Genomic DNA, 20842 nt, shown 5'->3' on the forward strand with positions numbered 1-20842 from the left:
GACTCATCTTTTCGGAAGGGTCGTATTTTTTTGAGTATTTTTTCAAATATCTAACTATTTTTACAAATAATGATTTCAACCTCAATGCTTTTATAAAATGAAAATGCCAGCGGAGAAATTGGAAACAGGCATTTCAATGCTATGGATTAGAATTAGCCAATCCAATCGTGTGTTTCAGGATTATTCAAATCCATATGACGTGGGATTGTACCTTCGGGAACCTCGCCATATTGGTCGAGATAGTAGTGTCTGATTGGATGTAAATCGTCGTCTAACTCATAGACAAGGGGAATGCTATTAGGAATATTGAGACTCACGACTCCATCGTCGGGAATGTTGTCGAGATATTTTACTAGTGCCCTTAATGTATTCCCGTGTGCAGAAATGATGACTCGTTGATTGTTTTGCAAGTTTGGTACAATTTTACTATGCCAATACACTAAGGTTCGCTTTTCTGTATCTAGAAGACTTTCAGTGAGAGGAATATTCTCTGGATTCAATTGAGTAAATTTTGGATCTTTTTGATCTAAGGCATGACCCTCCAGTGATATGAGTGGAGGCCGGATGCTGGCTGAACGTCTCCATTCATTGACTTGTTCTTCCCCATAATGCGCGATAACTTCATCTTTATTCATCCCCTGTAAAGCGCCATAATGTCTTTCGTTTAATCTCCAGGATTTATATACAGGAATCCACATGAGATCCATCTCATGAAGCAATATCCATAACGTTCTAATGGCTCTTTTTAAAACGGAAGTATGAGCTACATCAAAGATAAATCCTTGTTTCTTTAAAATAGCTCCAGCTTCTCTCGCCTCGCTGTAGCCATTATCAGTAAGGTCAACGTCTGTCCAGCCAGTAAAGCGGTTTTCTAGATTATAAAGACTTTGCCCATGTCTAATAAAAACAATCTTTTTCAATGCTTTCACCTCAAAGTTCTCAACCTATATTCTATTAGTTTGTCCATTTCCATGGAAAACCGTGCAGGAAAGTTGAATACAATTGAGGAATTTATATGTTTTAGGTTCTTTTTTTAGAGGAAATCAAAAATGAGGTGCTTTTATGAATATAAGAAAAGCAGTTATATCCGATGCAAAAGGAATCGCCAAAGTCCACGTGGATTCATGGAAGACAACCTATGCAAACATTATTATGAGGCTCTAGGGGGTAAAAGGATAGATACCATCAAGATAGAAATGGGTGGCGAGGAGTTTAATGAACTAATTTATGGATGGGAACATATTGGTAGTCTACATTCCAGATGAAAGGAGCAGCCATGGATATTGAAAGAATCATTGGAGATTTAATCAGTAAAAGTATCATTCCCACTAGTGCCGTTAAGTGTGAACCCTTAAAGGGTGGGACGGTAAGCCAACTGTACCTGCTAAGTAACAGTAATGGGGCAAGATTTGTAGTTAAAGGTAATGAGCCCCAAATTCTTCAAGCGGAGGCTAACTTTCTAGATTTCTATAAAGACATAAACCTGTTGCCTAAACTTTTGTATGTTGAAGAGTCAAATCAATACATGGTCTATGAATTCATATCTGGTTTTACCAAATACAATAGAAATAATAAAAGGGGGCTACTTATATCAATCGTAAAGCAACTGTTGAATCAGTATAAACAGGTTCCTAATCCGATTGGTTGGGGATGGGCAGATGAACCAACCGAATCATGGCAGATGTTTCTTTTGCAAAGAGTAAAGGAAGCGACGAATATGGTAGGTTCATATTTAGAAAAAGAGGACATCAATCTGGTGGTTAAATTAGTAAATAGTCCAAACAGAAAGAGTATAACAAGTTCCCCGTTCTTTTTGCATGGAGATTTAGGTGTACATAATTTTGTGTGGAATGCGGAACAGTTGACAGGTGTTATTGACCCAGCTCCTGTGTTTGGTGAGCCTCTCTATGATTTAATTTATGCCTTCTGTTCCTCCCCGGAAGACTTAACTGCAGAGGTTATTGAATCAGCAGCGAGTCATTTAAGTAATAAAGAGAGGAAATCCGCTCATTTTTTATATGAAGAGGTCCTTATAGGCTTATACCTTAGGATAGCTTCATGTGTAAAACATCATCCACATGATCTAGATGACTATTTAAATGCATGGGGCTATTGGAAAAAACTATTAACATAATGATTGCATCAGTATTCTATTAAATGAAAGATTCTCGTATAAATGGATAAGATTCATGTTATTAGGAAGGGGTTAAAGATGCAAACACTGTTTCGATACAATTGGCAGGTTAGACAAGACTGGTTTTCTTGGTGTGAAGATGTTCCATTGGAGGAACTGCTTCGGGTGCGTACAGGAGGAATAGGGGGCATCTTGCATACACTTTTTCACATTGTTGATGTGGAGTGGAGCTGGATTCGTTTATTACAGGGAAAGCCAGATTTCCAGGAGAGTTTTGAAGAGTACCAAAGCCTAGCGCAGGTCCGTAAACTGGATACATTATTTCGGGAGGAAGTGGAGAAATTTGTGCTCTCATGGGATGAGAGTATGGAGGATCTGATTTTATATGATCCCCAACCAGATGGAAGCATTGCTACCGACACCTGGGGAGAGGTTATGCGTCATATTTTAGCCCACGAAATCCACCACGTTGGACAATTGTCCATTTGGGCAAGAGAAGTGGGAAAAAAACCGATTTCCGCGAATCTCATTGGAAGAGGACTTGCGCAAAAGGGTTAGGACTTACATCAATATCTATATTTGTTGTGTTAGAGGTAAAGATTAATAATAGTCGAACAATCTCTTGCTATGAGAAGAGTGGTTTTAGAAAAATGAAAGAGATTAATGATGACCTTCTCTTAATGGAGTGGTAAAAGGAGAAATTATGGGGTTGATTTATCGAGTGAAGGAATTTATTGATAGCCAATATAGCAAGCCTCGAGGGCTAATTGGATCCTATATCGGTGAAAAAATGGTACGGCAGCATAAACCTGAGACACTATGGACACTTGAGTTATTAAAAGTTGCACAGGGAGAAAAAGTATTAGAGCTAGGCTGTGGTGCAGGTTATGCAATGAAATTGATTCTTGAACAACCATTAGCAGCACAAGTAGTAGGCTTGGATCTTTCGCCTACTGTCATTCGGTCCGCGGCCCTTAGAAATAAAAAAGCCATAAATGAAGAAAGAGCTAAATTGGTTCAAGGAAATGTAAAAAAGCTTCCGTTTCCAAATGAACACTTTAACAAGGTGTTTAGTATTCATACTATTTATTTTTGGGATAATATCCCTGAGACGATATTAGAAATATACCGTGTATTAAAACCAGGAGGATTTTTTGTTCTTACCCTATGTGATGGGAAAGATGGTGAGGTATGGGATGGAGTAAAAAATATGGTTGAACACCAATTAATTCCTAGTGCTAACAAAAGTGGATTTCAAGGGGTAACTTTAGTAAAGGGGCCAAATTCTAGGCAATTTCGTACAGTTGCGGTTGTAGGGCACAAGAAACCAAATAATAAACTTTCACAATAGAGAGAGCTCTGGATTTCCAATTACCAAATATTTTTAACAAGGAATACACGAAGCTTGGTTTTAACCTCCCTACAATGGCAAATATGGTAGGGAGGTGATTTTTTATGAAATTCATATTAATTTTGGGAAGTATAGTGGCACCCCTACTTTTGGTTATCTTGCAAAAAGTTCAGCCAAAACTACGTTTGTTATTTAATATAGTTGCAATCTTATCTGCACTTGTTTTTGGTAATATTTCATCCGTGGCTATATACGAAATCATTAAGGATGATACGGTATTCATGACCAATATCCATGGGATATTCTTAAATCCATTATTCTTACTAACCGGAGCTTATTTGGGTATCTATTTTATTTACCGAATGGTGCTCTGGACACTAGATGAAATTTAATAAGTGATTCCTTCTTCCGACACATGGAGAATCGTATAGATGATTCCACTCATTTCTTTTAAATTGCTTAAATCGCTTAAGAAGTAGAATGCATCATACTCCCATTTATCCGGATTATAAATAACTAGAGATTCAGTATCTTCAATCGTTGGAATTTCTTCACTTATTCTATCTTTTAAGTTGTTTAGACTTTCTTGTGGCTGGATTTTCCTCGTGATGTGAAATAGGTAGTTCTTCTCTTTGATTTTAGTTGTAGTTGTATCAATAAGCGGAATACCGACATTGACGTGTTGCCAGCCAAAAGAGTTTAGTATGTTGTCATAAAATCCATTAAATAAAAACTTATTTAACCCGTTGTTCCCTTTCCAAAGATAGAATGGAGAATAACTATTTTGAAGATTACTATTGATTCCTTTTTCAGTGATTAAATATAGTTTAAACTTTAGATCCTCAAATCCATCTGTTTTATGACCATTATTCCTTACTCTCTCTTTGATTATGTTCATATCATAATCGCTTGGTAGTGTAATCTTGTATTGTGTGGCGATCATTTCATTTCATCCCCCTTATAAAAAATTAAGGTTATTTGTTCGTACCGCCAAAAGCAAGACAATAGTTATCAGGGTCAACGATGGCAAATTCTTTCCACGGTCCTGCTTGAGGGTCAATCCAGGGCTCAATAACCACTTTAGCTCCTTTTGCTTTAAACTCTTCATATAGTTCATCTAAGGCTGACCAATTCTCTACATAACAATAAATATCGGCTACAGGTAGTCGGTCTCCATTTGTCGGACTGTTAGGTTGGACATCCTCAGGTGCATTTGCTTGAAGTAATTTTAGCCCTAATCCTGTAAATCCATCGCGAATGGCCCACCAATCTGTGACTTCACAGCCCAGAATATCTGCGTAAAATTTCTTGGATTTATCCAAATCTGAAACAAGTAACACCTTTAACGAACTATGTATTTGTTTATTCATAGGTTCCCCTCATTTTATCATGTTTCTGTTTATAATGTTAAAATATCCCTTAATTGTAAAATTGATTTTATAATTAGTCCAATAACTTTTCGTTATGAAGGTATGACTATCCTGTATTACCATACCTTCTTTTTCTCCAATATGCTTAATGTAAAGTTATCGTTGGAGGAGTGTTGGATGAAGAGTAATCTTTCTTTGTTTAAAAATAAATCCTTTCTTTTCTTTTTCTTTGCTGCTTTGTTTGGGGTGCTGGGGGAAGGGATCTATGGATTAACCACTATCGTTATAGTTCTTGAAAAGACGGACTCAATCGTCGAGATTGGAAAACTGCTTGTGCTGACTTTATTGCCTTCTATGCTCCTTGCTCCATTTCTAGGTGTGTTAATTGACCGTTTTAATAAAATTAAGCTGGCATTTCTATGTAATCTTTTGCGTTTTCTTGCCATTGTCATTATCCCGGCTAGCGTAGCTTTTGGTTTTTTTTATGTATCTATTTTCTATGTTTCCATTCTATTAAGTTATATGATCTGGTTTATTATAGAACCTCTCAAAGAAAGTATCTTAAAGGAAATCCTGAGTCCGGAAGAATACAAGCAAGGAATTTCCCTCGTGCAGGGGGCTTGGCAGTTGGGACTGTTGGTATCAGCAATCATTGCAGGAATATTGATGGATAAATTAGGCACGACCGAAGCCATTTTAACAGCTAGTTTAGTTTATATTTTGGCAGGATTCTTATTTGTTGGCATCAACACTAAGGGGGACAAAGAGGCAAGCAAAATAGAGGGGAAACCTACCCTTAAGCAATATAGAGCAGAGCTGGTACAGGGGTGGAACTATATTTTTCAAAACAAAAAAGTCCTATATTTTGCCTTGGCTACTAGCATGGTGCTGCCGTTCTTCTATTCTATTAATACACTGATTGCTCCTTTTAATTATCAAGCGCTCAAAGGGGATGGAATTTCACTGGGAATCATTGATAGTGGAGCCGGAATTGGTAGTCTTATTTCTGCTATCCTATGCACCTTTTGGGTAAGAAATCATGCCATTCCAAGGGTGGTCCTAGCTGCCATTTCCTTAACGGCTTTATCAACCGTTCTATTTAGCTTAACAACCAGTGTGCCCTTTGCCTTTATCATGTATCTGATGATGGGAATGTTCATTGGGATGGTAAAGGTACTCACAAGACTACTGCTATTTGAAGAGGTGGAGGAGAAGTTGGTTGGCAGGGTGATGACATCTGTTTCGTTTGTTAGTTTAGCTGTATCGATTATGATGTCACTTTTGATTGCCTTTATTGGTGAAGTGTGCCTTACTTACGGATATCTTGTTATCAGTATGGGGTTGATCATACCCTTTGCTCTTACTTGGAAAGGGTGCAAATCCAGGAGTTTAACAAACTTTTTTGTGGAAAAGGAGAAACGTTCTGACAAGGAGGAGGGGGTTTATGATGCATACTAATCTCAATTTTCAGGATATCAAAGAGGCTCGTGATCGGATTCACCCCTACATTAGTCATACCCCGTGCGAATATAATTGGGAATTAAGTAGTTTATTTGCAGCGAAAATTTATTTGAAGTTAGAAAACCTGCAGGTAACTGGAAGCTTTAAGGCGCGTGGATCTTTTAATAAACTATTAACCTTAAACCAAGAGCAACGTGAACGTGGAGTGATTGCTCCTTCTGCTGGTAATCATGGGATTGGTTTGGCCTGTGCAGCCCATCAACTAAACATTCCCGCACTAGTGTATTTACCGAAGGACGTAGATTCTAGTAAAGTAAAGGCATTGGAACAATTTGGTGCTTTGATTACATTTTTTGATACGATCGAGGAGGCGAGGCTGGCAGCATTAGAGGCAGCGGAATCCAAGGGCTATACTTTCCTTTCTGCTTATAATGATCCATCCATGATAGCTGCAGGGGGGACAATTGGATTAGAAATTGTAGAAGACCTATCGGATGTAGATGTCGTAATCAGTTGCTTAGGTGGCGGGGGACTAACTGCTGGTTTGTGTTTGGCACTAAAAGCGGTGAATCCGAGAATAGAGGTTTGGGGAGTCCAAACAGCAAAGAGTCCTACATTTGTGGTTTGGAATGAAGCAGGTGGAGCTATTTCGGTAGATTTAGAGTCATCCATTGCAGAAGGGCTGAGTGGACCGATAGAGCCAGAGACAATTACGTTTCCGATTATTCATAGACATATTGATCGCATTCTTACGGTCTCCGAGAAAGAACTGATTGCTGCCATGAAATTGATGCTCAACTCCCAGTACTTGATTGAACCCTCTGGAGCAGCTGGAGTCGCTTGTTTACAACAAGTAGGAAGTGAATTGAAGGGCCGTAAGGTGGCAATCATCATCACCGGTCGGAATATATCTTGGTCGAGATTTAGGTGGTTGGTAAGTGAAACGGATCCTGTTATTGATTTTTGATAAAAGGATACTAAAAAAGTCTATTAGCCATAAAAGGTTATGGGACGGAGAAGAAGGTCGCATAGGAGCAGTCTACGAGCCCAAACCGGGTGAAAGAAAGAGAAGAAGGTCGCGTAGAAGGAGTCTACGCGACCAAACTGGGTGAAAGAAAGAGAAGAAGGTCGCGTAGAAGGAGTCTATGAGCCCAAACTGGCTGAAAGAAAGAGAGGAAGGTCGCGTAGGAGCAGTCTACGAGCCCAAACTGGATGCGAGAAGGAGAAGAAGGTCGCGTAGAAGGAGTCTATGAGCCCAATCTGGCTGCAAGAAGGAAAAAACAGTCGTATAGAAGAAGAGTATTAGTATAAAGGGAGAATTTATAGTGAAAATAAGCAAACAAAATGCGGAGCATTACACATGGGGGAGTCAATGTGATGGGTGGCATCTGGTCAATCAGCAGGAACTCAGTGTTATTCATGAACGAATGCCAGGCCAATCTTCAGAAGTGCGACATTATCATCAGCAAACACGACAATTTTTCTTTGTTTTAGTAGGAAGCCCGACGTTAGAAGTGAATGGGGAACGATTCACCTTAACACCACATGAAGGGATAGAAGTACCCCCACACATCCCGCACCAAATGTTTAATGAATCCAACAGCGACGTGGAATTCTTAGTAATATCCCAGCCGACTAGTAAAGGTGATCGAATTTTAGCCGAATGAGGTGCAAAATGTATATTCCGAAACATTTCAAAATACATGATCTTGAAACAATCTATAAAATCATAGAAAAAAATAGCTTTGCCACCCTTTTTTCACAGCATAACGGCAGGCCAAATGCGACACATTTACCGTTATTGCTAGAAAGAGAAGAAGGAGTCTTATACGGGCATTTTGCTCGTCCTAATGAACAATGGAAGGATATCGAAAATCAGAACGTACTCGTTACGTTTCAGGGGCCACACGCATATATTTCCCCTAGTTGGTACGAAACCAGCCAAGCCGTCCCAACGTGGAATTATGTAGCGGTTCATGTTTACGGACAAATAGAGATTCTACACGATGAACAAGAAATCTATAATGCTCTTTTTAAAATGGTTGATAAGTACGAAAAGCGAGATAGCTCCTATCGCTTCAAAGAGATTAATAGAAACTTCATCCAAGGGATGAGTAGAGGGATTGTCGCTTTTAAGATCCATATTACTGAAATAGAAGGAAAAGCCAAATTAAGTCAAAATCATTCGGTCGAACGACAGGATTTGGTGATTGAGCAGCTAGAGCTCTCTCAAGAATCCGACCAGCTGCAAATTGCTAAGTTGATGAAGAAAAACCATAAAAAGGAGTGTTAAAAATGGCATTGGAAATGAGAAAAATATGTGAGAAATGTAATAACCCCCTACAAAATGAAGGGGAGGCGTATATTTGTGTTTATGAGTGTACCTTTTGTCATAACTGTACGGAAGAGATGGACGCTGTTTGCCCTAATTGTGGTGGGGAACTTGTCAAAAGACCGCGTCCACCGAAAAAGTGATATTTGAGGAGAAGGTGAATGAATCAAGCGACACACCTGCCAACTGTTAAGCTGTTTATGACAAGAAGTTGAAGTTATAACGAAAGAAGGCATCCTACCAAAGGATGCCTTCAGGTTTTATATACTCGTTGCTTGAGAGTTTAACTCGGAAGCCGTGTTTACAATTTGTTCAAACGCCTTATTGAATGCTTCCATCTTTATTGCTTGTTCATGAGAGTCTGAAGAAATTTGTTGAATGTTGGTGATGATTTTTTCTAGATTAGCTACCATCCCTTTTAATTGTGGCTCTACACCTTCAACGGTTTCTCTATTATTTTCAGCCATTTTCTCTATTTCTTTAGCTACCACAGCAAAGCCCTTTCCATGCTCTCCGGAACGTACAGCTTCAATAGATGCATTTAGACCCAATATACGGGATCTAACTGCTGTTTTCTTTAAAATACCCAATATTTCCTCTATCTTTTTAATCTCATCTCTTAGGAAAGTAGTTTCTTCATCAAGTTCTTTTAGTTCAGTTGCGATCTGTTCCGTTACTTTTGTTACCTCTTCTGATGTTGTAGCCAATTCACCACTAACACCGGTAAGTTTTTGTGCTCCTTTTCGTAATACATCTACTTTATTGTTTGAAACAATAGTAGAAATAACGCCTATTATTTCATTGTTTTCTATAATAGGGGTTGCTGTTGAAATATAAGCAACGCCAAAAATTTCTGAATCACGTTCTTCCTTTTGTGGCTCGCCAGTAATTAAAGCATTATGAGTCACAGTCCCTTTAAAATTATCCGCAGTAGCGCCAATAGGGATTCTAATATCAATCGTTTTACCAGGGACGTAGCCTATGACCTTTTCTGTGTCTGCTAAAACGATACACGCATCTTCTGCATGTGTGGATTGAATAATTTCCAAATTATTTAGCAATTGTTGTAACCGATCCAAAGTAATTCCTCCGTTAGAAAAAGTGGTGTTAGTATAATAAATATAACATTTTTCACATAAGATAACAGACTAGTTAAAAAATATATTTAATTTAATAGACTAATATTAATGCATGATTATCGAGGCGTTTCAAAAATCGATAACCTATTTATATTTTTTAATTAATTTCCAAATGTTATTGAAAATGGAAAAAAATGATTTATAATAAAAATGACAGTGATGTCAGTGTTATTTTTAACGTAATGGAGGAACCTACTTTGTCACCAAAAATTTCTGACAGTGAAAAAGAAAAGCGTAAAAGGCACATTATCCAATCAGCAACTGAAGTGTTTAAACGCAAAGGATATGTAAACTCCACCATGCAGGACATTGTAGACGAAACAGAGATGAGCCGTGGCTGGGTGTACCTATATTTTTCAAACAAAGAAGACATCATGCTAGCAATCCTTGCAGAAAATGATCAAGAAACAGAAGCGCAAATCAATAAACTTTTAACGAGTGGACTTTCCGTCTGGCAAGGGCTAATCGGATTAATCGACATGATGGACCAGCAATTAAACCATGCATCTGACGATCTGCCAATCGTAATATATGAATATTTCATCAGCGGGTGGAAACAACCAGAACGGCGTGAATACCTGGAAGCCCACTACAAAAAGCAGCATGATTATTTAATGCTTTACTTACAAAGGGGAGTCGCACAAGGAGAATTTAAGCCAAGTGTGGACTTGGAAGTCATCATAAGAATGATTACCTCCTATTTTGAAGGACTTTTACTTCACTCAAAAGCAGCTGGCAGCAGTAACGTTCGCGTAAGCGAGCAGCTAAACATCTTCAAGTCCATGTTAAAGTCAGTATTACAAGTCGATGATCAGGATGGTGGTTTGTCATGACAATTTTTAAAAATAAGGTCTTCACCAAATTATTTTTAGCGGCATTTGCCTCCCAGCTCGGAACAACGATTGGTAATGTTGCTTTTGCCTTTTATTTATTAGATCACTTTAGCAAACAGCCATTTTATGCAACCATCGCGGAATTAATGTATTCATTGCCTATATTGCTTGTTTTCTTCTTAGTGGGGGTGGCTGCTGACAGATTCGACCGGAAGAAAATTGCGGTTAACTCCGATTGGATTCGGGCCATCTTAACAGGCTTCTTATTGGTTTCCATTTATTTCAACATCCTTTGGTTAGTGTTTGTAATTCTGTTTATTCGAAGTGCCGTATCAAAGTTTTTTGCTCCAGCAGAAATGAGTATCTTACAGGGCGTGCTTAATAAAGAGCAGTATATGCAAGCCTCTGGACTAAATCAAACCGTTCTTGGGTTATTTATGTTGTTTGGTATGGGAATGGGGGCCATTTCTTATCACTATATTGGGCTGATGGGGACTGTGATAATTGACGGAGTCAGCTTTATTATTTCAGGGATTCTCATCAGCACGTGTTCTATTCCTTTAGAGGCACGGTTACCTAATGGTAAAACACATCTGAAGGAAATTAATCTTACGACCGTACTTACTGACTTCAAAGAGGGCTTAAAATATATTCTTCATTTTAGACTGCTAAAATCTATTGTCTCTGGCTTTCTTGTGTTTGGTCTGATTAATGGAGCGTTTGCTGTGCTTCCACTGTTTACAATGAAATACAAACTAGAACCAGATCAATTTACGCAGTATGCTTCTCTGTTTTCCGTCTTTTTAGGGATTGGTTTTGTGCTTGGCAGCGGAATTGGAAGTCCACTCATTAAGCTGCTCAAAGTTCATCGAGTTATTATAGGAGGAGTCATTTTAAGTGGTGTGTTTACATTGATTATGGGGGCAGTGGAAAATGTTTGGCTCTATCTTTCCATTGTATTTATTATGGGTGTAATCATCGCACCAGTAAATGTGGCATTGTCTGGTTGGATGACGGAGCTTGTAGATCCAAAATTTATGGGGAGAGTGTCCGGCTGGGTGGATCCATTAATGATGCTGGCTCATTCTGTATCATTGGGAATCATCGCAGTTATCTTCCCGACATTCGTAAAAGTAGACACCATTTATTGGGCGGTGGGTATCCTATTAATGGTTGTAGGTTGCTATTATCTATTGGTATTGCCAAAGTTGGTTACAAAAGAATTAAAAATAGCAGACATTCAAACGGCGCCCACTTCCGCAGAATAAAGGTATAGTCTCTACGAAAAAAATTGCGGAAAGAGTGAAACTATTTTACAATGAGCATCGACTAACTAGTTAACCCCCCCTAGGGTTGTGTAAAAGGCCCGGCACTAATGCCGGGCTTAATATTTATATGTCGTAGTGCCTTCTAGAACCTTGCTATTTGTATAGCAGGGTTCTTTTTGCATTTAACAGAAATTTCTACCCTTTTTACCTATAAAAATCATGTTATTTAGTGAGGCGAAATGGGTATTACATTGAATAATTAAAAAAAACACTAGGTTTTTAGTCATTATTATCTAGAGAAAGAAAGCAGGTGCACGATTGGGAACTAGAAAAAATGGATTAATTATTGCCGGGTTTACAGGTCTCTTTGTCATTGTCGTTCTCTTTTATTTTTTTCTAACCTCTATTGGGGAAAAGGAACAGGTTGATGGAAAGCTTGCAAATAGTGAAAAGCCACCCGCAACAAAAGTGGAAGTAAAGGACCCCGCTCCTCCAGCGTTTACAAGCAAGCAACTGACATCGTTGCCAAAGGACAACTGGATTACCAATGGAGGGAATACATTTAATCAACGTTATTCTACCCTAGATAAAATTAATACATCCAATATAAAAAAATTAAAAGGGAAATGGGTTACGCATCTTGGGTCAGGGAAAGAGTTTAAATATTCTGGTGAGGCGTCACCTGTCGTTTATAACGGTGTTATGTATATCATTACCGGTGCAGACCAAGTATCTGCTATTGATGTGAAAAAAGGAGAAATCTTATGGACTTATAAACCGAACATTAGCGAATTAACAACCGTTTGCTGTGGTTGGACAAGTCGTGGTGTAGCAATCGGTGATGGGCTAGTGTATGTTGGTCTGCTCGATGCGAGGTTAGTTGCTCTCGATCAGAAAACGGGTAAAGAGGTTTGGTCAACTGTAGTCGATGATTGGAAAAAAGGCTATACGATTACAAGCGCACCTCTTTACTATAATGGAAAAATTTATACAGGTATTTCTGGTGGTGAATATGGAATTCGAGGCAGGGTTACGGCCTTTAATGCAAAAAATGGGAAGGAGCTTTGGCGGTTCTACACTATTCCAGGTCCTGGTGAAAGTGGTCACGAAACCTGGCCAAGTGACAATGATTCATGGAAGCGAGGGGGCGCACCGGTTTGGCAGACACCAGCGGTTGATCCTAAATTAGGGTTACTATATTTTTCAACTGGTAATGCAGCTCCGGACTTAGATGGAAGTGTAAGAAAAGGGAATAACTTATTTTCCTCTTCTATAGTTGCAATTGATGCTGAAACAGGAAAATATAAGTGGCACTTTCAAGAAGTTCATCATGATATTTGGGATTTAGATGCTCCGAATCCAGTGGTACTATTGGATGTTAAAATGGATGGTAAGAAGAGAAAGGCACTAGCCCAGGCGGGTAAAACGGGATGGCTTTATATCCTAGACCGAACAAATGGAAAGCCGTTGGTGGGTATTGAAGAGCAACCAGTGCCGCAGGACGATCGTCAAAAAACATCGCCTACTCAGCCGATTCCAAAGGGGGATGCTTTTGTCCCACAGGTTGTAACGGAAGAGGATCTCAAGAAAGATGTGAAAGGTTATAAAGGAAATATTGGTAAGATTTTCAACCCATATTGGGAAGAACCAATGCTTGTGAAACCATCGACGTTTGGAGGGGCCAACTGGCCACCTTCAGCATATAACCCGGATACAGAATATTTTTATGTGTTAGGAACGGATCAGTATTCTACTTTTACAAGAAGTGAAGAAGAATATAAGGAAGGCAGTATCTATCTAGGTAGTATTATCCAGCCGGTGCAGGATGCACCCGTAAGAGGAACTATAACGGCCATTGATGTAAAAACAAATAAAATTGCTTGGCAGAAAAAATGGGATTCCAGTGCGTATAGTGGCGTACTTACTACAAAGGGTGGACTTGTCTTCGTAGGACATAATGATGGAAGACTCATTGCATTTGATGCAAAAACTGGCGATCAAGTATGGGAATTTAAGACGGATGCAGGTGTGAATGCAGCGCCTATTGCCTATGAAGTAGATGGAAAAGAATATATTACTGTTCTAGCGGCAGGGAACGCATTAGCCGGTTCGAAGCATGGCGACTCTTTATGGACCTTCTCCTTAGATGGGACCATTGAATCAGGTACCGCTCCTGTAAACAATAATAATCCTGAAGATAAGGAGAATGGAGATACCACGGCAAATGTGGACGATGGTCAAAAGGTTTTTGAAGGAAATTGCTTGGCCTGCCATGGAAGAGAGGGAACAGGTGGACATAATGGACCAGACCTGCAACTTAGTCAGGTAGCGAAAGATCCGGAAAAAGTAATGGAAAGGGTCAAAAAAGGCGGAAATACCATGCCAGCCTTTGGTGAGCTTTTAACTGAAAAACAAATTAAGGATGTAACAAAATATATTACTGAGATTGTGGCGAAAAAACGAGAATAAGATACAATGGGCTGACCATTAACGTTTGGTCAGTCCTCCTTTTTGTTGGGAAAAAAAGACTAGGTGGAATTCACTATTTATCTTTTTGAATGAACATGTTATTCTAGAAAAATGAGTATACTAATCAAACGTTTAATTAAACAGTAATTATTACTGGTAATTGACGGTTGTTCCTATGGAGATGGTGGTAACCTATCTCTATATAGTTATTCTAATAGTAGTGATCATAATTGAATAAATGTTTTATCGGCAGAAAAGTATCCGGTTAAAATTGAAATAAAGAAGTTGATTATCGTATGTAATCAACTTTTTATATATAAAAAGGGGAGATGAAGATGAAAAAAATTAGCTTAGCATGGCAAATCTTTATTGGACTAGCTTTAGGTATTATTTTGGGTGCTATATTTTATGGCAACCCGCATGTGGAAACGTACTTACAACCAATTGGTACAATATTTATTCGATTAATCAAAATGATTGTCGTTCCGATTGTTGTTGCTAGTCTTATTGTTGGTGTTGCAGGCGTTGGAGATATGAAGTCTCTGGGTAAACTTGGTGGAAAAACCCTATTATATTTTGAAATCATTACAACTATTGCGATCTTTGTAGGATTACTTGCAGCAAACGTGTTTCAACCGGGAGCTGGTGTGGACCGAACACATTTAACGAAAACAGATATTAACTCATATGTGGATACAGCTGCACAAACCGAGTCACATTCTATGGCTGATACGTTTATTAATATCGTACCTACCAATATCATACAGTCATTAGCAAATGGCGATATGTTAGCAATTATCTTCTTTTCTGTCATGTTTGGACTTGGTGTAGCAGCGATTGGTGAAAAAGGTCAACCGATTATTAACTTCTTTAGAGGCACGGCGGATGCCATGTTCTATGTAACCAACCAAATCATGAAATTGGCTCCACTTGGTGTATTTGCTTTAATCGGTGTAACGGTATCAAAATTTGGAATTACGTCATTAATCCCATTAGGAAAGTTAGTATTAGTCGTTTACGGATCAATGATTTTCTTCATTTTAGTCGTTCTTGGATTAACAGCAAAGATTGCTGGGTTTAATATTTTTAACCTAATTCGATACTTAAAAGATGAATTAATCTTGGGGTACACAACTGCAAGTTCGGAAACGGTTCTTCCTAAAATTATGGAAAAAATGGAGAAGATCGGATGTCCGAAGGCGATTACTTCATTCGTTATTCCAACAGGATATTCATTTAACCTTGATGGATCGACATTATATCAAGCAATTGCAGCGTTGTTCATCGCACAAATGTATGGAATCCATATGAGTATTACTCATCAAATCACTTTAGTTCTTGTATTAATGCTTACCTCTAAAGGGATTGCCGGGGTTCCAGGTGTATCGTTTGTCGTGTTACTTGCGACACTTGGTAGTGTAGGTATTCCTGTTGAAGGACTAGCATTTATCGCTGGTATTGACCGTATTCTAGATATGGCTCGTACATGTGTAAATATTGTCGGTAACTCGTTAGCTGCCATTGTTATTACAAAATGGGAAGGCTACAAGATTGATGAGGATGCAGTAGAGAAAGCAGCGTAAATGATCCGATTACCATTTATAAATGACACTTCGCTTTAAAGGCGAAGTGTTTTTTTATGTTCACTGAAATTCCAACTCTTTTGGTCCAATTATTGGTAAACTAAAGATAATACGTTTAACTAAAACTGGGAGGGAGTCTTTAACGTGTTATCTTTTGAGGAAAAGAAGACTATTTTTCATTCATTTAATCTAAAAGAAAAGAAAATAAGTAATGGAAGAGTGAACTTCATTTATCCTGAAAGTAAACAAAAGGGACAGGTTCTTGCGACACAATTGCACCCAAGTGGAAATGGCTATGTAATCGGAAAGTATATGTCAAAGGATACCATCATGAAACATCGATACAAGGTGGATCCTAGAGGGTGGATTTCCATAAGGGATTTTTCAAAGGATGAATTAATGAGTGTCATTTCAGATGCAATGAAATCTATGAATGGGATTCAAGAAGTAACGGAAATGGTTGTTGAAAAAAAGGACAATCCCCCAATTGCAGCAAACCAAGCGCTTCAGAATTCATCTGCATTAGAAGTATACCCAGGATCCTGTCTTTTTGCTTGGCTAGGCTTAACATTATCTTCTATGGAATTCGGCTATCTAGTCTGGAAGAAAGCTCTTCGGAAATATGGCGGTATCAGTTTACTAAAATAGAACGTCTTAATTCACTATACTAAAAAAGGCATCGACTAGCTCGATGCCTTTAATTCATTCTTATTGGATATTACCAGGTCCATCGCCGCCGCCAGTAATAAAAATATACTCGCTCATAGCTAAATTCGTGTCCGCGCGATACTTTTCAATGTCTACTTTTGGGTCACTTGCCCCTTTTTTTGAGTCGAAATACATCGCTATGGGAGCAAGTATAATGATTGGAGACAGAATAAATAACCAAATCATATAATACCCTCCTTTTAAGAAAGTCTATATTCAGTAGACTATGTTTAATTGGAGAGAAAGGTTCAAGAAATACATAATAAGTCCCTTCACACAATTTTTAAGAAGGATGTTAAGTAAATTTGGCGAATTTATCTAGGATACTTTTTTCAATGAGATTAGGAGGCTTGATGTATGTTTATTAGACTTGAAACGAATGATGAGTTATTGGTTGATGGAGGTTCTTTTCTCTCTGAAGAAGTACAATATAATCTATTACATCGAATCAGTGAGGTTAGTGATGCTTTAAGCATAAAGACGGCTAATAATAGGATGATCTTTGCACAAACGCAGGGACAAAAGGCATGGTTGTGGGTATCCAAGGAGACACCATTAGAGGAACAGAAGGAAATACTTCAAAATCTAGTAAACTATTTAAACAGTAATCAGCTTCCTGGGGTATCTGGGGACCCTCAGATTGCAGAAATGTTTGCGGAGTTTTTTTCGAAAAAGAGGGGAATGGGCTACGAAACAGAAATGACCATGGAATCTTATCATTGTCCAAAGTTGATAAAACCAGTAAATGTACCAGGGGAAATTCGGAAAGCAACTTTAGAAGACATAGATACCGTGGCTGCGTATCTTGCGGGTTTTGTAGAGGATGCATTTGGTACGTCTGTGGAAGCTAGTACTCAGCAATCTAAAGCACAAACAATGATTGAGACTGGAAACCTGTATTTTTGGCTAATCAATGGAAAACCAGTGTCCATGGCAAACATTTCACACCGCTCACCTAGACATGCCCGGATTAATGCTGTATTTACTCCAATTACCCATAGGAAAAATGGCTATGCAAGTGCCTTAGTAGCGGAATTATGTGAGAACATTCATTCAGAAGGGCTGGTACCGATGCTGTATGCGGATATCAGTAATCCTGATTCCAATAAGGTGTACAAAAATATTGGTTTTATAGAAAGTGGAAAAATAGCTGAAATCAAATTTATAGAATAGCTACTTTTTTCTGTAGGAGGATAGGTTTACATGAATCCAAAAGGAAACGTCCGTACATTCTATTGGTCCGGGCAGGAGGACCCATGTATCAACCAGATAAAAATCGATTCATGTGAACAAATGGTGTTAGGGAGATATGGTGGAAATCAGCAGGCGGGAGCTTATAAAAATGAAGATGGAGCCCTGGTTATGAAGGGACTGGATTGGGAATTTGCCATGATTTTAGATGGACACAACAGCGCTGAAAGTGTGGACTTAGTGATCAACACGATTTTAAAAGAATCGGAAACACTAGCTTCCATTTTAGACCAACCTGTGGAAAGTGCCTTCCGAACCTTACAGGCTCATGTTCTATCCATTTTTCAATCCGAGCCTTTTCTAGAAGCTTGTAAACAAATTCAGGGTGAAACCGCGTGCCTGCTCTGTGCAAGAAAAGATCAATTTGTCTGGTGGTTTTCTGTAGGAGATTGTGTCATCTATCTCCTACATGAAGAATTACATAAGTTAGGGCAATACACGCTGAACCAACGGCAATTTTATGAATGGATAGGCCAAGTGAATACCTTTGCACACCATGTTCCATGCTATTCTTCCGGAGTCAGAGAACTTAGAAGGGGCATTAATCGTTTGGTAATGGTGACTGATGGGGTTTTAGAATGCGGAAATCGATACTACGAAACTCCATACCATATTTACCGGGATAGTTATGGACAGCCTTCCCTTCCTAGTGCGGAACAAAGCGTAAAGCATCTTTTGGAACATGTTCATGATCATATAGGCAGAGATAGTGCGACGATTATTTGTTGGGACTATCAAAATGATTTTCCCACTACGTATCCTAGTAATCAACCAAAGAGGTGAAGAAATGTTTCAATTTATTGAGAATCAAGTAATAAGAAATGAAAATTCAACGATTCCTTATACTTGGATCCGCAGCGAACAGCCTAGTAAAAGTATTTGTATCATGCTGCCAGGACTGGGCTATACTACGCAGCGGCCGCTTTTTCATTATGCAACTGGGATTTGTCTACATAATCAAGTGGATGTTCTACATATCAATTACAACTTTGTGAAAAACCAACAGTTCAGAGAGCTTCCTAAGGAAGATCAAGAGCAATGGATGTATGAAGATGTCAAAGCTGTGGTGGAAGCAGTATTGAATGATGCAGGATATGAACAATGTATTTTATTAAGTAAATCTATTGGAACCATTCCAATGGCAATGGAATGGACTCAAGGCACCTTCCTTCAAAATTCAGTAGGAGTATGGTTAACTCCGCTTATAAAAGAAAATCAGGTGTACCAAGCCCTATTGGAAACGGAACTGCCTTCTCTTTATGTGATCGGAGATGAAGACCATCACTTTGTAGAAGAACGACTAACAGTACTTGAGAAAAATCCTCTCATTAGCGCCGTTGTTATTCCAAAAGCAGACCATAGTTTAGAAATCAATCATGATACGTCGGCATCTATTGAAGCGATGAAGGAAATAATGGAGCATGTTGAAGCTTTTATTATGAAAAATAAAATAGTTTAAGGCTGCTATAACTGGCAGTCTTTTTTAACATTATTTATAGTGGAAATAGGAACAGATATTAATAAGGCTAAAAAAATTTTACAGGATGTGTTGATCATTTTTAAAGCAGCCATTTTATTTATACTTGCAGGATTAGCAGAAATAGGCGGCGGATACCTTATTTGGTTATGGTTAAGAGAAGGAAGACCGTTTTCATGGGGACTCCTAGGTGGCATTACTCTTGTGCTCTACGGAATCATAGCCACTTTTCAAGCCTTTCCTTCGTTTGGCAGAGTGTATGCTGCGTATGGTGGTGTCTTTATCTTGTTGTCGGTGTTATGGGGATGGCTAGTCGATAAAAAAACCCCAGATATGTACGACTGGCTTGGAGCGGCTATTTGCTTACTGGGTGCATCAATCATTCTTTGGGCACCAAGACACTAATAGCAGAATCTTTAAGGGGGAGTGGATTCAAATGATTATCAGAGAAGCAAGAGAATCCGATGCAGAAAATCTGGTTTCGCTTATTAAGCAGGTTGAAAAAGAATCTGAATTTATGCTGATGGAAGCTGGTGAACGACAGATTACACCTGAACTACAACAGCAAAGAATCCAGTCCATCCAAAGAAGCGAGAACTCCACCATTTTTGTAGCCGAAAAGGGAGAACAATTGGTTGGCTACATGTTTGCAATGGGCGGTACGGCAAAAAGAAATCAGCACTCTTTGTATGTAGTTATTGGTATTTTAAAAGATTATAGAGGGCAGGGCATTGGAACCAGGTTATTTGAGAAACTGGAAGATTGGGCAGTTGAACGGAATATCCGCCGTCTCGAGCTAACAACCGTCACACGGAATGTAGCGGGTGTCGCTTTGTATAAGAAAATGGGATTTGAAGTGGAAGGAACAAAAAAGGATTCCCTATTAATAGACGGTGAATTTGTGGATGAGTATTATATGGCGAAACTTTTATGAAAGGGAGGCAAAGTATGAACGTCAGACTATTATCTCCTGCTGATGCAGAAAAGTATTGGGAATTGAGATTAGAAGCACTAAAGGAAAATCCAGAGGCTTTTTTAACGAGCTATGAAGAGGCTATCAAACGGGAAAATCCCGTTGAACAGGTGGCTCATAATTTCATTGCAGAAGGAAACTATACCTTTGGTGCGTTCGAAGGGGAAGAACTTATCGGTGTGGTCACAGTACTTTTAGAAAAAGCAGAAAAGATTCAGCACAGGGCAAATATCTTCGCGATGTATGTCACTCCAAGAAAACAAGGTTCTGGAATCGGGGAGGCCTTGCTTACAGCAGCAGTTAATAAAGCGAAAACGATTAATGTTGTTGAAAAAATAAACTTATCTGTCACGGCGAGTAATGAAAAAGCGAAAAAACTCTATTCCAAGTTAGGGTTTCAGACGTTTGGTATAGAGGAAAAAGCCTTAAAAATAAATGGTGTTTATTATAACGATGAACATATGGTGCTGCATTTGAAATAAGTAGTGAAAGG

Annotated in this window: 25 protein-coding genes and 1 pseudogene; 21 read left to right on the top strand and 5 right to left on the bottom strand. The window is 38.7% G+C overall.

The window, feature by feature from the left end; all coding sequences use genetic code 11:
- Positions 1-152: 152 nt before the first annotated feature.
- Positions 153-920, bottom strand: a complete 768-nt coding sequence (gene gpmA, locus ABES03_RS22485; protein WP_430120891.1) for a 2,3-diphosphoglycerate-dependent phosphoglycerate mutase — start codon at positions 918-920, stop codon at positions 153-155.
- A 142-nt stretch (positions 921-1062) separates the two neighbouring features.
- Between gpmA and ABES03_RS22490 the strand changes: the two are divergent.
- The 5 genes and pseudogenes from ABES03_RS22490 to ABES03_RS22510 all read left to right on the top strand — a co-directional run.
- Positions 1063-1152: pseudogene (locus ABES03_RS22490) on the top strand (GNAT family N-acetyltransferase); the annotation flags it as partial.
- A 124-nt stretch (positions 1153-1276) separates the two neighbouring features.
- A complete protein-coding gene (locus ABES03_RS22495) occupies positions 1277-2134 on the top strand; it encodes an aminoglycoside phosphotransferase family protein (RefSeq protein WP_430120893.1) in 858 nt (285 codons plus the stop codon).
- Positions 2135-2212: 78 nt separating this feature from the next.
- Positions 2213-2692: a DinB family protein gene (locus tag ABES03_RS22500; protein WP_430120895.1), complete on the top strand. Its 480-nt coding sequence runs from the start codon at positions 2213-2215 to the stop codon at positions 2690-2692.
- A gap of 145 nt (positions 2693-2837) precedes the next feature.
- Positions 2838-3485 (top strand): class I SAM-dependent methyltransferase, encoded by a 648-nt coding sequence (locus tag ABES03_RS22505; protein ID WP_430120897.1) that lies wholly within the window; start codon positions 2838-2840, stop codon positions 3483-3485.
- A 104-nt stretch (positions 3486-3589) separates the two neighbouring features.
- Positions 3590-3877, top strand: coding sequence for a transposase (locus tag ABES03_RS22510; protein WP_430120899.1), 288 nt, complete (start codon positions 3590-3592; stop codon positions 3875-3877).
- Here the strand turns inward: ABES03_RS22510 and ABES03_RS22515 are convergent.
- Together ABES03_RS22515 and ABES03_RS22520 are read right to left on the bottom strand one after the other, a co-directional pair.
- The gene (locus ABES03_RS22515) at positions 3874-4428 is read right to left on the bottom strand and encodes a DUF4865 family protein (RefSeq protein ID WP_430120901.1); all 555 of its coding nucleotides are present in this window, start codon (positions 4426-4428) and stop codon (positions 3874-3876) included. The genes ABES03_RS22510 and ABES03_RS22515 overlap by 4 nt on opposite strands.
- A gap of 31 nt (positions 4429-4459) precedes the next feature.
- On the bottom strand, positions 4460-4855 hold the full coding sequence (locus ABES03_RS22520) for a VOC family protein (protein WP_430120903.1): 396 nt from the start codon (positions 4853-4855) through the stop codon (positions 4460-4462).
- Between the two features lie 177 nt (positions 4856-5032).
- Between ABES03_RS22520 and ABES03_RS22525 the strand changes: the two genes are divergently transcribed.
- The 5 genes from ABES03_RS22525 (at position 5033) to ABES03_RS22545 (ending at position 8791) form a co-directional block, all read left to right on the top strand.
- Positions 5033-6313 (top strand): MFS transporter, encoded by a 1281-nt coding sequence (locus tag ABES03_RS22525; protein ID WP_430120905.1) that lies wholly within the window; start codon positions 5033-5035, stop codon positions 6311-6313.
- Positions 6300-7283, top strand: a complete 984-nt coding sequence (locus tag ABES03_RS22530) for a threonine ammonia-lyase (protein ID WP_430120907.1) — start codon at positions 6300-6302, stop codon at positions 7281-7283. The genes ABES03_RS22525 and ABES03_RS22530 overlap by 14 nt, the downstream gene beginning before the upstream one ends.
- 358 nt (positions 7284-7641) lie before the next feature.
- Positions 7642-7983 carry a cupin domain-containing protein gene (locus ABES03_RS22535; RefSeq protein ID WP_430120909.1) on the top strand — a complete coding sequence of 114 codons (342 nt, stop codon included), beginning with the start codon at positions 7642-7644 and terminating at the stop codon, positions 7981-7983.
- 8 nt (positions 7984-7991) lie between these two features.
- The gene (locus ABES03_RS22540; protein ID WP_430120911.1) at positions 7992-8609 is read left to right on the top strand and encodes an FMN-binding negative transcriptional regulator; all 618 of its coding nucleotides are present in this window, start codon (positions 7992-7994) and stop codon (positions 8607-8609) included.
- Positions 8610-8611: 2 nt separating this feature from the next.
- Positions 8612-8791, top strand: a complete 180-nt coding sequence (locus ABES03_RS22545; RefSeq protein WP_430120913.1) for a DUF1272 domain-containing protein — start codon at positions 8612-8614, stop codon at positions 8789-8791.
- A 117-nt stretch (positions 8792-8908) separates the two neighbouring features.
- On the opposite strand, the gene ABES03_RS22550 is transcribed toward ABES03_RS22545, so the two are convergent.
- Complete coding sequence (locus tag ABES03_RS22550; RefSeq protein WP_430120915.1) at positions 8909-9727, bottom strand: methyl-accepting chemotaxis protein; 819 nt, start codon at positions 9725-9727, stop codon at positions 8909-8911.
- 257 nt (positions 9728-9984) lie between these two features.
- Between ABES03_RS22550 and ABES03_RS22555 the strand changes: the two genes are divergently transcribed.
- The 5 genes from ABES03_RS22555 to ABES03_RS22575 all read left to right on the top strand — a co-directional run bounded on the left by ABES03_RS22555 (position 9985) and on the right by ABES03_RS22575 (position 16588).
- On the top strand, positions 9985-10620 hold the full coding sequence (locus ABES03_RS22555; protein WP_430120917.1) for a TetR/AcrR family transcriptional regulator: 636 nt from the start codon (positions 9985-9987) through the stop codon (positions 10618-10620).
- Positions 10617-11888: an MFS transporter gene (locus ABES03_RS22560; RefSeq protein ID WP_430120918.1), complete on the top strand. Its 1272-nt coding sequence runs from the start codon at positions 10617-10619 to the stop codon at positions 11886-11888. The genes ABES03_RS22555 and ABES03_RS22560 overlap by 4 nt, the downstream gene beginning before the upstream one ends.
- Before the next feature lie 318 nt (positions 11889-12206).
- Positions 12207-14357 carry a PQQ-dependent dehydrogenase, methanol/ethanol family gene (locus tag ABES03_RS22565; RefSeq protein ID WP_430120920.1) on the top strand — a complete coding sequence of 717 codons (2151 nt, stop codon included), beginning with the start codon at positions 12207-12209 and terminating at the stop codon, positions 14355-14357.
- A gap of 335 nt (positions 14358-14692) precedes the next feature.
- Positions 14693-15940, top strand: coding sequence for a cation:dicarboxylate symporter family transporter (locus tag ABES03_RS22570; protein ID WP_430120922.1), 1248 nt, complete (start codon positions 14693-14695; stop codon positions 15938-15940).
- Between the two features lie 144 nt (positions 15941-16084).
- The gene (locus ABES03_RS22575; RefSeq protein ID WP_430120924.1) at positions 16085-16588 is read left to right on the top strand and encodes a hypothetical protein; all 504 of its coding nucleotides are present in this window, start codon (positions 16085-16087) and stop codon (positions 16586-16588) included.
- 60 nt (positions 16589-16648) lie between these two features.
- Here ABES03_RS22575 and ABES03_RS22580 read toward each other — a convergent pair whose 3' ends face one another.
- On the bottom strand, positions 16649-16834 hold the full coding sequence (locus ABES03_RS22580; protein ID WP_308081077.1) for a hypothetical protein: 186 nt from the start codon (positions 16832-16834) through the stop codon (positions 16649-16651).
- Between the two features lie 171 nt (positions 16835-17005).
- Between ABES03_RS22580 and ABES03_RS22585 the strand changes: the two genes are divergently transcribed.
- The 6 genes from ABES03_RS22585 to ABES03_RS22610 all read left to right on the top strand — a co-directional run bounded on the left by ABES03_RS22585 (position 17006) and on the right by ABES03_RS22610 (position 20831).
- Complete coding sequence (locus ABES03_RS22585; RefSeq protein WP_430120926.1) at positions 17006-17821, top strand: GNAT family N-acetyltransferase; 816 nt, start codon at positions 17006-17008, stop codon at positions 17819-17821.
- A 30-nt stretch (positions 17822-17851) separates the two neighbouring features.
- Complete coding sequence (locus tag ABES03_RS22590; RefSeq protein WP_430120928.1) at positions 17852-18682, top strand: protein phosphatase 2C domain-containing protein; 831 nt, start codon at positions 17852-17854, stop codon at positions 18680-18682.
- Positions 18683-18686: 4 nt separating this feature from the next.
- On the top strand, positions 18687-19358 hold the full coding sequence (locus ABES03_RS22595; RefSeq protein WP_430120930.1) for a hypothetical protein: 672 nt from the start codon (positions 18687-18689) through the stop codon (positions 19356-19358).
- Positions 19359-19445: 87 nt separating this feature from the next.
- The gene (locus tag ABES03_RS22600) at positions 19446-19781 is read left to right on the top strand and encodes a YnfA family protein (protein ID WP_430120970.1); all 336 of its coding nucleotides are present in this window, start codon (positions 19446-19448) and stop codon (positions 19779-19781) included.
- A 31-nt stretch (positions 19782-19812) separates the two neighbouring features.
- Complete coding sequence (locus ABES03_RS22605) at positions 19813-20310, top strand: N-acetyltransferase family protein (protein WP_430120932.1); 498 nt, start codon at positions 19813-19815, stop codon at positions 20308-20310.
- 14 nt (positions 20311-20324) lie between these two features.
- Entirely contained in the window at positions 20325-20831 is a 507-nt protein-coding gene (locus ABES03_RS22610; RefSeq protein WP_430120934.1) for an N-acetyltransferase family protein, read from the top strand.
- Positions 20832-20842 lie beyond the last annotated feature (11 nt).

The organism is Neobacillus rhizosphaerae (assembly GCF_050477885.1).
GTDB lineage: Bacteria > Bacillota > Bacilli > Bacillales > Cytobacillaceae > Neobacillus > Neobacillus rhizosphaerae_A.

Excerpts from the sequence above, each read along its gene's own strand:
- ABES03_RS22495 (WP_430120893.1), top strand. The coding sequence starts at position 1,277 with ATGGATATTGAAAGAATCATTGGAGATTTAATCAGTAAAAGTATCATT.
- ABES03_RS22500 (WP_430120895.1), top strand. The coding sequence starts at position 2,213 with ATGCAAACACTGTTTCGATACAATTGGCAGGTTAGACAAGACTGGTTT.
- ABES03_RS22505 (WP_430120897.1), top strand. The coding sequence starts at position 2,838 with ATGGGGTTGATTTATCGAGTGAAGGAATTTATTGATAGCCAATATAGC.
- ABES03_RS22510 (WP_430120899.1), top strand. The coding sequence starts at position 3,590 with ATGAAATTCATATTAATTTTGGGAAGTATAGTGGCACCCCTACTTTTG.
- ABES03_RS22515 (WP_430120901.1), bottom strand. The coding sequence starts at position 4,428 with ATGATCGCCACACAATACAAGATTACACTACCAAGCGATTATGATATG.
- ABES03_RS22520 (WP_430120903.1), bottom strand. The coding sequence starts at position 4,855 with ATGAATAAACAAATACATAGTTCGTTAAAGGTGTTACTTGTTTCAGAT.
- ABES03_RS22525 (WP_430120905.1), top strand. The coding sequence starts at position 5,033 with ATGAAGAGTAATCTTTCTTTGTTTAAAAATAAATCCTTTCTTTTCTTT.
- ABES03_RS22530 (WP_430120907.1), top strand. The coding sequence starts at position 6,300 with ATGATGCATACTAATCTCAATTTTCAGGATATCAAAGAGGCTCGTGAT.
- ABES03_RS22540 (WP_430120911.1), top strand. The coding sequence starts at position 7,992 with ATGTATATTCCGAAACATTTCAAAATACATGATCTTGAAACAATCTAT.
- ABES03_RS22545 (WP_430120913.1), top strand. The coding sequence starts at position 8,612 with ATGGCATTGGAAATGAGAAAAATATGTGAGAAATGTAATAACCCCCTA.
- ABES03_RS22560 (WP_430120918.1), top strand. The coding sequence starts at position 10,617 with ATGACAATTTTTAAAAATAAGGTCTTCACCAAATTATTTTTAGCGGCA.
- ABES03_RS22570 (WP_430120922.1), top strand. The coding sequence starts at position 14,693 with ATGAAAAAAATTAGCTTAGCATGGCAAATCTTTATTGGACTAGCTTTA.
- ABES03_RS22580 (WP_308081077.1), bottom strand. The coding sequence starts at position 16,834 with ATGATTTGGTTATTTATTCTGTCTCCAATCATTATACTTGCTCCCATA.
- ABES03_RS22585 (WP_430120926.1), top strand. The coding sequence starts at position 17,006 with ATGTTTATTAGACTTGAAACGAATGATGAGTTATTGGTTGATGGAGGT.
- ABES03_RS22590 (WP_430120928.1), top strand. The coding sequence starts at position 17,852 with ATGAATCCAAAAGGAAACGTCCGTACATTCTATTGGTCCGGGCAGGAG.
- ABES03_RS22595 (WP_430120930.1), top strand. The coding sequence starts at position 18,687 with ATGTTTCAATTTATTGAGAATCAAGTAATAAGAAATGAAAATTCAACG.
- ABES03_RS22605 (WP_430120932.1), top strand. The coding sequence starts at position 19,813 with ATGATTATCAGAGAAGCAAGAGAATCCGATGCAGAAAATCTGGTTTCG.
- ABES03_RS22610 (WP_430120934.1), top strand. The coding sequence starts at position 20,325 with ATGAACGTCAGACTATTATCTCCTGCTGATGCAGAAAAGTATTGGGAA.